Annotated in this window: 7 protein-coding genes; 1 reads left to right on the top strand and 6 read right to left on the bottom strand. The window is 62.1% G+C overall.

Going from position 1 to position 12,959, the window contains the following annotated elements:
• Positions 1-60: 60 nt before the first annotated feature.
• From IEV88_RS02060 to IEV88_RS02050, 3 genes are read right to left on the bottom strand one after another with little or no spacing between them, the layout of a single operon-like run.
• Positions 61-741, bottom strand: coding sequence for a DsbA family oxidoreductase (locus IEV88_RS02060; protein WP_188159630.1), 681 nt, complete (start codon positions 739-741; stop codon positions 61-63).
• Positions 742-781: 40 nt separating this feature from the next.
• Positions 782-2,569 carry a sulfite reductase subunit alpha gene (locus tag IEV88_RS02055; protein ID WP_188159629.1) on the bottom strand — a complete coding sequence of 596 codons (1,788 nt, stop codon included), beginning with the start codon at positions 2,567-2,569 and terminating at the stop codon, positions 782-784.
• 10 nt (positions 2,570-2,579) lie between these two features.
• On the bottom strand, positions 2,580-8,105 hold the full coding sequence (locus tag IEV88_RS02050; protein ID WP_188159628.1) for a glutamate synthase-related protein: 5,526 nt from the start codon (positions 8,103-8,105) through the stop codon (positions 2,580-2,582).
• 430 nt (positions 8,106-8,535) lie between these two features.
• Here IEV88_RS02050 and IEV88_RS02045 point away from each other — a divergent pair, with 430 nt between their 5' ends.
• The gene (locus tag IEV88_RS02045) at positions 8,536-8,958 is read left to right on the top strand and encodes a Fur family transcriptional regulator (RefSeq protein WP_188159627.1); all 423 of its coding nucleotides are present in this window, start codon (positions 8,536-8,538) and stop codon (positions 8,956-8,958) included.
• A 163-nt stretch (positions 8,959-9,121) separates the two neighbouring features.
• Here the strand turns inward: IEV88_RS02045 and IEV88_RS02040 are convergent, their stop codons facing one another.
• The 3 genes from IEV88_RS02040 to IEV88_RS02030 form a co-directional block, all read right to left on the bottom strand.
• On the bottom strand, positions 9,122-11,407 hold the full coding sequence (locus IEV88_RS02040) for a TonB-dependent receptor family protein (RefSeq protein WP_188159626.1): 2,286 nt from the start codon (positions 11,405-11,407) through the stop codon (positions 9,122-9,124).
• 123 nt (positions 11,408-11,530) lie between these two features.
• Positions 11,531-12,193 carry a glutathione S-transferase family protein gene (locus IEV88_RS02035; protein WP_188159625.1) on the bottom strand — a complete coding sequence of 221 codons (663 nt, stop codon included), beginning with the start codon at positions 12,191-12,193 and terminating at the stop codon, positions 11,531-11,533.
• 2 nt (positions 12,194-12,195) lie between these two features.
• Positions 12,196-12,909 (bottom strand): type 1 glutamine amidotransferase, encoded by a 714-nt coding sequence (locus IEV88_RS02030; protein WP_188159624.1) that lies wholly within the window; start codon positions 12,907-12,909, stop codon positions 12,196-12,198.
• Positions 12,910-12,959 lie beyond the last annotated feature (50 nt).

Raw genomic sequence — 12,959 nt, 5'->3', positions numbered from 1 at the left:
TCTCCAATCGAGGAAAAATCCCATACTCGCCGGAGCGCTGCAAGCCTCATGCCGGGAGGGTTAATCCTCATCCTCAAGGTCCGGCGGCTCGGTTTCCGCGGCGACCTGGCGGATCGTCTCCAGCAGCTGGTCCGGCGGCAGGGCGCCGGCAAAGCCGGCCTGCTCGTTGACGATGAAAGTCGGCACGCCGGTAACGCCGCCGGCACGGAAGGCCTGCGCCTCCTCCTTCACATCGTTGACATCCTCGACCGACCCGAGACGGGCCAGCAATTCGGCCTTGTCCATGCCGGCCTCGGCGGCGACGGCGGCGAGCACCTCGTGACTGCCGAGATCGAGGCCGTGCTTCCAATAGGCATCGAACAGCGCCTCGACCACGTCGCGCTGGAGATTGTCCTCATGGGCCCAGCGGATGACGCGATGGGCATCGAGCGTGTTCGGCGCGATCTCCGGCAGCGACGGGTCAAGGTCGAGGCCGGCGACGCGGGCGGCCTCGAGCAGGGCGCTGTGCATCTGGTCGAGCTGCTCGGCGGAGAATTTGGCGGCGAGATAGTCCTTGCGGTTACGCCCCTCTTTCGGTGCGTCGGGCGCGAGCTGATAGGGCCGGTAGCGGACCATCAGATTGTTGGAAAAGGACAATGCCATCAGCGCGCGGTCGAGCGAGCGCTTGCCGACATAGCACCACGGGCAGACAGGATCGGAGACCATGTCGAGGATGAGAAGCGGTTTGGATGGTTCTGACATGAAAGCGGTCTAGCCGATAACCCGCCAGACCGGAAGCCCGTCAATAGACGTCGCGCAGATAGCGCTTGTCCTTCTTCATCTTGCCGACATAGTCCCAGGCCGCATCGTCATTGATGCCGGCTTCCTTCTCGATGATCTTCAGCAGCGCGGCGTCGACGTCTTTCGCCATGCGGGTCGCATCGCCGCAGACATAGAAATAGGCGCCCTCTTCCAGCCATTTGAACAGCTCAGGCCCGTTCTCCTTCATGCGCTGCTGGACATAGATCTTCTCTTCCTGGTCGCGCGAGAAAGCGAGGTCGAGCTTGGTCAGCACGCCCTTGTCGTGCCAGTCGAGCATTTCCTGCTCGTAGATGAAGTCCGCCTTGCGCTTCTGGTCGCCGAAGAACAGCCAGTTCCGGCCCTTGGCGCCCGCCGCCTCGCGGTCCTGCAGGAAGGCGCGGAAGGGTGCGATGCCGGTGCCGGGGCCGACCATGATGACCGGCGCATCGAGGTCGGATGGCAGGCGGAACGCCTTGTTCGGCGACAGGAAGATCCCCGCCGTGCCCTGATCGCCAATACGGTCGGCCATGAAGGTGGAACAGACGCCGCCATGCTGGCGGCCATGGCTGTCATAACGCACCGAGGCGACCGTGAGATGGATATGGTCCGGATCGGCCTTGGGCGAGGACGAGATCGAATAGGCCCGATGCTGCAGCGGCTTGAGCAGGTCGAGATATTGCTGGAGGTCCCAGGTCACGACCGGGTACAGATTGAGCAGGTCGAGCTGGTCCTTCGACCACAGGTAATCGTCGATCGCTTCCTTGTCGTTATTGTCGACGATGTGCGACAAGCGGCTGTCATCGGCCTGTGCGGCGACGGCAGTGAGGAAGTCGCGCGACGGCATGCAGATTTCATAGTCTGTGATCAGCGCATCGCGCAGGGACTTGCCATCGCCCGCATCGGCGTCCGGGTCAAACCCGAGCCGCTTGATCGTCGCGTCTGCCAGTTCCGGATTGTTGACCGGCATGACGCCAAGCGCGTCGCCTGCCTCATACTCGATCTCGCTGTCGCCAAGGGCGAATTCATAATGGCGGATTTCCTTGGCCGAGCCCTCGCCCGACAGGAGCCGGTTGGTGGCGAGTACCGAGGTGTACGGATTTTTCCGGTTCCACTTGGCGCGTTTGGATTTTGTCTCGCCGACCGGCACGTCCTTGGAGGCTTCCGGCACACCGGCTGCGGGTGCTTCCTTGCCGAATTTGGAGATCTCCGGCAAGGCGCTGGAGAACCATTCCTGCGCCTTGTCCTCGTAATCGACATCGCAATCGATACGGTCGGCGATGCGATAGGCACCGAGCTGCTCGAGACGCAGGTCGATCAGCTTGCCGGCCTGGCAGAACTCGTCATAGCTGGTATCACCGAGCGCGAGCACGGCATAATGCGTCTTCTCCAGGCGCGGCGCGGTCTGGGACAGGATCGCATCCCAGAACAGCTGCGCGTTATCGGGCATCTCGCCCTCGCCATAGGTGGAGACGCAGATCAGGACCCGTTCCATCTTCTTCAGGTCGGCGATCTCGATATCGTCGAGGGCCATGACATGGGGCGCGAGGCCGTACTGACTGGCGTTCTCCGCGACTTCCTCGGCGACGCTCTCGGCATTGCCGGTCTGGCTGCCATAGAGAATGTGGACCGGCTTCAGGGCTTGCGCCGGGGCGGCCTCGTCCATCTGTGCAAGGCGTGAGTTCAGCCCGGCGAAATAGCCATTAAGCCATGCCTTCTGATCCGGGGAGAACGGTGCCTCCTCCGGAAAGAACAGCGTGTTGGCGAAAAGCTTGTGGTTCTGTGCACCCATGACCGGCTCCCTAACTCGCCGCCCGGGCGATATCGACACTCGCCTCGCGCGCAAACAATTCCTCGAAGCCCGGCAGCGGCGACAGGCGCTCGCGGTTCTCCCGGTCCTTCAGCATAATCCAGCCATAGGTGCCGTGGGCATACATGGACAGGACGTTCCGCCGGCTGAGCGCTTCCTTGTAATCCTTCAGGCGCTTGTCGGAGACGAGCACGCCGAGCTGTTCGTCGGAATAATTGCCAAGCGCCGCGCGGGCATATTTCATCAATTGCTGCATCAGCGCGAAGTCTTCGGTCAGGATCAGCTTCTTCATCGCCTTTTGCACTTCCGGGTCCTGCGGCGCTGGCTGGCCCGGCAGGCGGGTCATGGCAAGGCGCGTCGCCATATGCATGACCGTGTAGGAATTGAGCAGCACATAGGTCTCGTTCGCCTCGGCAGACCCGAAAGCGGGCGTGAAGCCGGACATGACGTTCTGGCCGTCGCGCCAGGCGATCTTGAATTTGCGCAGCTGGTATTTGCACAGCGCCGTCGCCATTTCCTCGATCATCTGCTTGCGCGAATGATGGCGCAGGATGTCATAGGTGTTCTGGCTGCCGGCAAGCGCGCGCGGCAGGAGGTAGCGGAAATGGCGTGCCTCGGTATCCCAGTTCTTCAGGATGCGTTTGGCGCGGGAAGAGTTCGTCAGCTTGACATGCTCTTCCAGCAGCATCACCACGCTTTCGCGCATGATGGCGGCTTCCTCGGTCGCATCGCCGAGGTTCAGCAGCAGGACGGAGTCAGCGCTGTAGCTATGCTCCAGCAGGCCTTCCGGGTCGTACTGGAAGGCGAAGCCGCCGGACATGCCATTGCACATCCCCTTGCCGAAATGGCTGAGATTGATGACCGTGCCGTTGGTCATGTATTCACAGGCGAAGTCGCCAACGCCCTCGACCACGGCAACGGCGCCGGAGTTCCTGACGGCGAAGCGGTCGCCCGCCTCGCCATTGACGAACAGCTTGCCGCCGGTCGCACCGAACAGGGCGAAATTGCCGATAAGAACGTTGCCGCCCTGCTCTTCCCAATTGCCGCCACCGGGCGAGGACATGGCGAGCGTACCGCCGGAAAGCCCCTTGCCGACGCCGTCATTGGCCGTGCCGGTGTGGATCATCAGGACGCCGTCATTGACGAAGGCGCCGTAGGACTGGCCGGCCGATCCGGTCGTCTCGATACGGATCGTGTCCGGTTCGAGGAAGCGGCGGCCGCGGTCGTCGGTCTTGACCGCAGGCAGCCTGTCGGCGGTTTCCTGATCCATCTGGTGCTGCAGGATGCGCTCCAGGTCGATCGACATCTGCCCGCCGACGGTCTTGTTCGGGTTGGACAGGACGAATTCCGGTCCCTTGAGAGTGATGCTCTCCTCGCCATCCCGGAACAGCGCCTGCTCGATACGCTCGATCATCATGTCATCGACGTCGAAATTGGCCTCGAGATAGACCGGCTTTTCGACGCGCACTTCCTCGACCGGGTGCAGCATGGCCCTGAGGTCAAGCTGGCCGACCGTGGACGGATGGCTGAGCAGATGCAGGAGGTCCGAGCGGCCCCGAGCCTCGCGCAGCGAGCGCAGGCCGAGACGGCCGAGATGCTCGCGCACCTCATGGGCAAGGTTGATCAGATATTGCGCCAGGGCACGCGGGTCGCCGTCGAACACTTCCGGATTGGTGGTCAGGCCCGCCGGGCATTTGACGTTGCAGTTCTTGGCCATGACGCATTTCAGCATCATCAGCGCTGTCGTGCCGAATTCGAAGGAATCCGCGCCAAGGAGTGCCGACTTTACCACGTCCGAACCGGTCTGGTGGGCACCGGAGGCACGCAGGATGACTTTTTGACGGATGCCATTGACGCACAGCGCCTGGTGCACCTCGGCAATGCCGATCTCTGCCGCGCGGCCGGTATTTTTCAGCGAGGTCACGGCAGCAGCGCCGGTACCGCCGGTATTGCCGGCGACGTTGATGACATCGGCACCCGCCTTGGCGACGCCGACGGCAATCGTGCCGATACCTTCGGACGAGACCAGCTTGACGATGACGCGGACGCGGGCGGCCTTGGCATCGTGGATCAGCTGGGCGAGATCCTCGATCGAGTATGTGTCGTGGTGCGGCGGCGGCGAGACGAGCTCGACCCCGGGCGTGCCGCCACGGGCCGCGGCGATCTCGACGGTGACTTTCTGGGCCGGCAATTGCCCGCCCTCGCCGGGCTTGGCGCCCTGGGCGATCTTGATTTCGAGTTCCTTCAGATTCGGATCGGCGAGATAGCCGGCCCAGACGCCGAAGCGGCCAGAGGCAAGCTGCTTGATCGCGCTGGCGCGGATCGTTCCGTAGCGGGAGAAATGCTCCCCGCCCTCGCCCGAGTTCGACAGCCCGCCGGCGATGTTCGTACCGTGGGCGACCGCCTCGTGCGCCGTGGCGACGAGCGCGCCATGGCTCATCGCGCCGGAGGCGAGCGTCCTGGTGATTTCAGACGCCGGCTGGACCTCGTCCAACGCAACGGTACCGGGCGCGGAATAGAGATGAGTGAAATAATACAGCGCTGACCCCTGTGCCTGCAACTCGACATAGTCGTCGACATGCTTGGCATAGAGGATGTCATCGCCAAAGCGGTTGCGGATCGCATGGGCAAGCACGGTCAGCCGGGCATAGTCCGTCGACAGCTGGCCAGTGAGCTTCAGCTCGAAGACGCCGTCACTTTCGGGGCGGCAGTCAAGACCGCGCACGAGGAAGCTCTCATTGCCCTTGACGTCATGTCTGGAGAGCTCGTCCTCGAACTCTTCTTCGGTGGTGCAAAAGCGCATGTCGGCCGGGAAGCCGAGCACATCCCGCAGGGCGGCAGGGCGCTTGTTGCGCTCTTCAGTCAGGATACGGATGAACTCGCGATAGCGCGGGGTGATGTCCTGGGCGTTGATCTCATCCGGCGTGCGGCGGCCGAAACCGGAAAATTTATAGCTTTCGGCGTCCATCCCGAAGGAATCATTCAGGCCCTGCAGGGTGAGAAGCCGCATGGAATCGGCATCTTCGTCATTGGCAGGTTCGAGCGTGTCGTCCTCCGGCTCGCGCCTGGCGGGGATGGCAATTGCCTCTTCCGTCATCTCGACGAAGCCGCGCACGGCGGTCGTGCCGTAAGAGTGGCCCGCGCCCTCGGCGCGCTCCTTGAACAGGCCGAGCAGCGGAATCTCGTCTTCATTGCGCACGCGCCGGGCACGCTCGTGCCAGTCGGCAGAGGACCGCACGATCGTCTCGAAGCCGACGCCGCCGACGGGCGAGACCATATTCGGGAAGAATTCCTTCAGCACAGGATCGCTGGTGTCGAGGAAGTTCGGCTCGAAGAATTCACCGCCGATATAGCTTTCCGCCGTACACAGACCGACCTTGCCCATGGTCTTCATCAGCGCCTTGTTGGCGGCCTTGACGAAGCGGTTGATCGCGCGTTCGACATCGTCGGGGAATTTCTGCTGGGCGCGCCAGAAGACACTGACAGGGCAGATCGCCGATGCGCCGAAACCGAGCGCCACAGCGACATGGTGGGACGAGGCGAACTGGCCGGATTCCAGCACGAGGGAGGCCGAGAACCGCAGGCCCTTCTGGATCAGGCGCTGATTGGCCCCGGCAACGGCGAGCAGCCCCGGCAGCGGCGCCAGTCTGGCGCTCATGCACAAATCGCTGAGCACGATAATGCCGGCCCCGGCGCGGACTTTTTCCTCGACCTGGTCAAAGACCTTTTCCATGGCGCCGAGGATCGCCGCGGCGTTCTTCGTGGTGTCGCCATAGACCGGCTCGTAACAGATATCGATCTGCTCGACGGTGACATCCTTCTGCATGCGGATCCTGGCAAGGTCGCCGGACTTGAGGATCGGTGTCTCGACAACGATCTGCTTGGTATCGAAGACGTTGAAGGACGGCTTGGGGCCGAGCGCGACGCGCAGGGTCATGCCATCGGCCTCGCGCATGGAATCGAGCGGCGGGTTGGTGACCTGGGCAAAGCGCTGGGAGATGAATTTGGCAACGCCGCCTTCCTGGTCGGACAGGGCATTGATCGCCGCGCCATAGCCCATGGCGGAGACTTTTTCCGAGCCTGACTGCAGCATCGGGTCGAGCATGAACTTGAAGCTCTCCTGGTTCAGGGCGCAGGAGACGAAACGCTGGGCAATGGTGAAATCCGGATCGTCCGCATAGGCCTCTTCCGGGGCCGGCGGCAGGTCGATCAGATTGGTGCGGCTGCGTGCCAGAAGCTCGGCATAGTTTTCGCGCGTGGCCAGCATTTCCAGGGTTTCGAACGAGTTGTAGGCACGCTTTTCGGCATGGCTGTACCAGAGCATGCCGCCGGATTCGATTCGGCCGCGGCGGATCACATCATGGGGCGGGAAATCGATCTGGCCGGCCTCCGACGTCACGCAGAGATAGTCTTGCGTTTCCACGGAGCGCAGCGGGCGCAGGCCAAGACGGTCGAGACGCGCGCCGACAACCTTGCCATTGCCGAAGATCAGCGCCGCCGGGCCGTCATTCTTTTCCTCATAGAGAGAGAAATATTCCAGCATGGCGCGCACTTCCGGTGAATAGCGGGAATCGTTTTCCCACGCCGGCGGCATCATCGCGACGACGGCAGTGACGAGGTCGAGACCGTCCTCGATGGTGCGGCGGTAAAGCGTCTGGTCGAGGCGGGCGGAGTCCGACTGGCCTTTCGGCGAGATGATGCGGCGGCCCTTCATCCGGGCGATGGCATCCTCCGACAGGCGGTTTTTCTTGTCGGTGTTGAGCTCGCCATTATGGGCCATCAGCCGGAACGGCTGGGCCATGATCGGATGCGGCGCGGTGTTGGTCGAGAACCGCGTGTGGAAGAAGATCGTATTGATCTCGTGATCGCTGTCGGCGAGATCGTCGAAATAGGGAATGATCTCGTGCGAGTTGAAGCGGCCTTTCAGCACCTGCGTGCGGGCGCTCATCGACAGGGGATAGAGACCGGCGAAGCGCGTGTCTGTATAGGCGACCTGTTCGATCTCGAGCAGCGCCTGGTAGATCAGCGCATCGAAAGCATGACCATCCTCATCCTTCGCCGCCTCCGGGCAGCGGAAGATCCACTGGCGGATATTGAGCTGGTGATGACGGGCAGCCGGGCGCAGCGCGGCCATGTTCGCCGGCAGATCGCGAATGGTGATGACCTCGATGTTCTGACGGGCAAGCGCCTCGTCGATCAGGGCAGCCGCCTCCTCGTGCATGGTCCGGTCATCGGGCATGAAGAAATTGCCGACGCCGAAATCGCCAAGACACATCTCCGGCTCGCCGGCGATCTTGCGGAAGAATTTCTCCGACAGGTCGATGGAGACACCGGCCCCGTCGCCGACGCCCTCGGAACTCATGCCGCCGCGATGGGGAATCGAACACAGGGCCTGGTGCGCCTTGACGAGAACGTCATTGCTCTGAACGCTGTCCTTGCGAGTCAGGAAGCCGACGCCACAGGCGCTATGGTCCGCATCCGCATCATAAAGTCCGATAAAATTCCGTTTGTCAGTCACGTATTACTCTATCCAGTTAGGCCGCTCTGTTACGATCAGTCTCGGGTCGTCATATATCTTTTTTATGGGCGCAAAAAACCGCCAGAAGCGCGCCAGCACACAATCTGTTTGTGTGAGACGGTCATCGTGCGGTGTAGTGATGTCGCCTGTTTTCGTTACGGCAGCCATAGCCTCAGGGTCAGCAAGGAGAGCCCGTCAGGCTGAACATACCGCCGTGGTTGGCTTCTAGTTATAGATTATGCCAAAATCCGTCAAGAAAAATGCATGTTTTCGCTACGCCGAATGGTCGCACCGCGACGCTCGGCCAAAAGCGCCGGAAAGATAGTTTTCCCCATAGACGGGATTTTTTGTGTCCTCCCCTCTTATGGCGCGACCCCAACCATGATATAACATTGATATAACATGAGGAAACAGACACGGGGACACACTGATGGCACATGACCACCACGACGACGATTTCATGGGTTCGCTCACCAAGAACGAGGCGCTGGTCTACAGCGCGCTGAAGTCGGCCGGGCAGCCGCTGAAGGCCTATGACCTTCTGGACATCCTGAAATCCAAGGGCGTGCGCGCGCCGATGACCATCTACCGCGCGCTCGAAGGGCTCGAGGGCAAGGGCCTCGTCCACAAGCTCGATGCGCTGAACGCCTATGTCCTGTGCAATCACGATCAGCCGCACCAGATCCAGTCATTTCTCGTCTGCGAGAGCTGTTCCAACGTGGAGGAGATCGACACCGGCGTGTCCGCCACGCCGTCGGTCGAATCGAACATCAAGGCGGTGGTTGCCGAAAAAGGCTTCCGCATGGAAGCGGCAAGGCTGGAGATCAAGGGCCGCTGCTCGCGCTGCGCGTGAGCGTGATACCGGCGTCGCTCATGGTGCCGGTTCCCGCTCCGCAACCGGCATGTTCATTGGGCGTCATTCTGTGACCGCGCTTGATCGCCATGGCATGAAAGTAGCGACGCGTTTGTAGCGCATCGCTGCCATGTTGTTGACGATCCCTGTCAGGGACGGTCCGTCAGAAGGTGAATTTCACGCCCGCAAACGCCGTGCGCGGCTTGCCGGGACGGGCACCGGCCGGTGCGAAGGATACGAGATAGGTCTCGTCGGTCAGGTTCTCGACGCTGCCAAACAGAGAGGCCCATTCGGTCAGAATGACTTCGCCGGAAAGGTCGAACAGCGTCCGGGCATCGATTGCCTGCGACGCCGGAATGGCGCCCTGGCCGGCAACGGCGCGGGCCTCGCCGACATGGTTCATGGCAAGCGTGCCACGCCATTTTGCGGTTTCGATCCCCGCCGACAGCGTAAGTTGGCTGCCGGGCAGATAGGGCAATTCGTCGCCCTGCGTCACATCTCCCCAGGGTTCGAAATCGGAGGCGAAGCCGGTTTTGAACTCGGCGTCGGTATAAGTGTAGTTCACCGAGAGCGGCACCGACACGGGAAGCTCGAAGAATTGTCCCGCATCATATCCGGCGGTCAGTTCGAAGCCCTTGATGTCGACTTCACCGCCATCGAACTGATCACCGATCGTACAGCCGCCGCCGGTCGAGGCGGTGCAGGTGCCCAGAAGATTGGAGTAATCGCTGAAGAAGCCGAGAAGCTGGAAATAGGCCGGGTCGGCGTTGAAGCGCATACCGCCTTCGTAGTTCCAGGAACTTTCCTCATCCGCCGTCGAACCGGGCGACGGGTTCGAAAAGCCCTTATGGGCGCCGGCAAAAAGCTGCCATTTGTCGGTGACGCTATAAAGAAGGCTGGCACCGGGGATGACGACGTCGATGCTGCTCTCGCGAACCCTCGTGGGTGTGGTGCGGTCAGGATCATCGCCAGCCCAGTCTGTGCGCATCAGATCGATCTTTTCATAGCGCAGGCCGGGCGTGAAGGTGAAACGGCCCCAGTCGATCGTATCCCTGATGAAGACCGCCAGCGCCTCGGCTTCGCCGAGCCGGTTGGCCTGACTGCCCGGCGCCGCATCCGTGGTCAGCACCATGGCGCCATTGTCCATCCGGTAGCCGTCCTGCTGCTGGAACCGGTCTTCCTCGTCTTCATGATAGCGTACCGAGATTTCCACCTGGTGGTCCGCACCGGCGAAACTGCCGCTCAGTCCGAGCACGGATTGAATGCCTCGTGCCTCATAGGCGCGGTTGTTGTTGCGGACCCGCAAGGCGTCGTCCGGGCTGACATATCCCGCTGCACCGACGAGATTGTCATAGGCCTCGGCGTTGGCGCCGGTCGGGTCGCCGAGCACGCCCGCTATGGACTTGTAGCTCCCGTCGCCGCCGAGAACGTCCTGCAGCTTGTACCAGGCGCGTTGCGTTTCGGTCTTGTAGGCGATCGTTGTCAGGTCGATACTATCTGAGAAGGCAATGCGGTGCGAAGCCTGCCAGGTCTTGTGATCGACCATGATCTGGTCGAGCTGGCTGCCGCTATAGCGGCGATAGGGATCGGCGTTGAAGTCCGCCAGGGTCAGGCCGAGATAGGTCTCGTCGGAGACCTGGTCGGAATTCTGGATTTTCAGCTCCAGCGATTGCGGCATGGCCACGCCTTCGCCTGAGCGGAGCGCCAGCTTGGCCACATAGTCGTCGATCTCGAAGCCTGTCGGGCCGCCGGAATCGAGCGTCTTGAAGCCATCGCTCTCGTCGCGGATATACTCAAGCGAGGCGCCGACTTCCAGGGCCTCGCCGGCAGGCATCCATCCGCCGGCCTGTCCGTGGACCCGCATGAAGCCGTCCTCCCCGGCAAAGGCATTGACGAATCCACCCAGCCCCTGCTCGCGCTCCGGGATCGGCGTCGAGAAGAGGTTGATTGCGCCGCCCACGGTCTGCGGACCGTATTTGATTGCGCCCGGGCCCTTCACAACTTCCACGGAATGGACGCGCGCCATGGTCGGGAAGTAATAGGCCGCCGCCGCAGAATAGGGGGCCGGCGCGATCGGCACGCCGTCTTCCATAAGGGCAACTTTCGACGTGCGGTCATTACCCGATCCGCGGATGCCGATATTCGGCCGCAGGCCGAAGCCCTCTTCTTCCTGGATGTAGACGCCCGGCACCTGCCGCAATATCCGGTTGATGTCGCCATAGCTGAATTTGGCGAGTGTCTCGGCGTCGATGAATGTTGCCGAGCCGGCAATGTTCGCTGCGTCGCTGCGCGAGCCGACAACGATGATTCGGTCGATAATCTGCGTCGTATCCTCGGTCTCGGCGCCTGTCGCCGCAGCAACCGCTTCTTCGGCGAACGCTGCAACCGGCGCCGCGAGAAGCGCGCTGGCGCACGTAGCAATGAATAATCCGGATTTGTAGAACCGCATGACGTCGCCCCTTAAAACACTTCGTGCTGAATCGAGGTGACGTCATGCAGGATAAAAAATGAGAATGCAAGCGATTATCAATTGCACTTTTCCGGGTGCAAATCTGCCGCAGGGCGGGCTGTGTCAGCCCCTGTACCAGCCGGCGTCCGCTTCCTTTTTGGCGCCCTCGCCCCATTCCTGCATCGCCGGCAGGGTCCACATCGCTTCGAGATAATTGGCGATTGGCTCTGACACCCTGAGCGGACCATAGGTGCGGAAGCGCGAGACGACCGGTGCATACATGGCGTCGGCGATGGAAAACCGCCCGAACAGGAACGGCCCGCCCAGCGATGCGCCATGGCGCTCCAGCGCGTCCTCCCACAGGGTGACGATGCGGGTGATGTCTTTCCTCACGCCAGGCCCGCCCCACAGGCCCTTGCCTTCCTTGACGAAATCCATCGGCCAGGTGCCGCGAAGGCTGGAAAAGCCTGAATGCATTTCTGCAGCGAGGCAGCGGGCCAGTGCGCGTGCCTTCTGTCCGCGAGGCCACAAATGCTTGTCTGGGTAAAGTTCGGCCAGATATTCGGCGATGGCGAGCGAGTCCCAGATATAAGTGTCCTCGTGGATGAGGCATGGCACGAGACCGGAGGGCGACACATCCTTGATCGTCGCGCGGCTGTCCGGCTGGTCGAGGCGGATCATCTTTTCGGTAAAGGGGATCTCGAAATGGGTCATCAGCACCCATGGCCGTAGCGACCAGGAAGACAGGTTCTTGTTGCCAATGATGAGGGTGAAATTTTCGGCCATGGTCAGGCTCCCGTGTTGAAGAAAGTGGCGATCCAGCGGGCGATGGTCTCCCGGTCCGAGCCGTGGGCAAGGCCAGGTCTGGCCAGCGAGCGGACCTCGTCCGGGATTCGGTCGGAACGAAGCTCCAGCAGCGCGAGCGCGTAATCATGGGTGAACTCCGGATGCATCTGGAAGGACAGCCCCCTGCCGCCGGCATAGGAGAGTATGCCATTGGGGCAGAAGGCCGAGCCGCCGAGCCGCACGGCGTTCGCCGGGGCGTCGATCACCTGGTCCTGGTGGGAGACGGCGCAGGCAATTCGCGGCAACGCCTCCCCGACCATGTACGGGGCTGTTTCGATCATCTCATAGGTGTGGATGCCCGCGCCCCAGCCCTTCTCGGACTTGCGCACCGTGCCGCCGAAAGCATGGGCCATGATCTGGTGGCCGAAGCAGATGCCCGCGACCGGCGTCTCCGCCGCGATCGCGGTGCGGATGAAGGCCGCCAGAGGCTCTATCCAGTCATGATCCTCATACACCCCGGCGGGTGAGCCGGTGATGAGGAAGCCATCGGCAGCGCCAGGATCGGGCAGATCGCCAGTCCTGTAGACGGGATAATCCGTCGTTTCGAGGGCGGGGAAATACGGCGCGAGCATGGCGCGGAACATGTCCGCATAGGTGCCATGCGCCTCGTCGAGGCCTTCCGGCGGCATGCCCGTCTCGATAATCGCGATCTTCATGCGCCGCCGCCCTCTCCCGTGCTGCCAACTGCCACAAAGCCTTGCCTCCA

The sequence above is a fragment of the Aquisalinus flavus genome (assembly GCF_014640095.1).
Lineage (GTDB): Bacteria > Pseudomonadota > Alphaproteobacteria > Caulobacterales > Parvularculaceae > Aquisalinus > Aquisalinus flavus.
This window is presented reverse-complemented; position numbering and strand designations above follow the sequence as displayed.

Coding starts and splice junctions, on each gene's coding strand:
- IEV88_RS02040 (WP_188159626.1), bottom strand. CDS start 11,407: ATGCGGTTCTACAAATCCGGATTATTCATTGCTACGTGCGCCAGCGCG.
- IEV88_RS02045 (WP_188159627.1), top strand. CDS start 8,536: ATGGCACATGACCACCACGACGACGATTTCATGGGTTCGCTCACCAAG.
- IEV88_RS02055 (WP_188159629.1), bottom strand. CDS start 2,569: ATGGGTGCACAGAACCACAAGCTTTTCGCCAACACGCTGTTCTTTCCG.
- IEV88_RS02030 (WP_188159624.1), bottom strand. CDS start 12,909: ATGAAGATCGCGATTATCGAGACGGGCATGCCGCCGGAAGGCCTCGAC.
- IEV88_RS02035 (WP_188159625.1), bottom strand. CDS start 12,193: ATGGCCGAAAATTTCACCCTCATCATTGGCAACAAGAACCTGTCTTCC.
- IEV88_RS02060 (WP_188159630.1), bottom strand. CDS start 741: ATGTCAGAACCATCCAAACCGCTTCTCATCCTCGACATGGTCTCCGAT.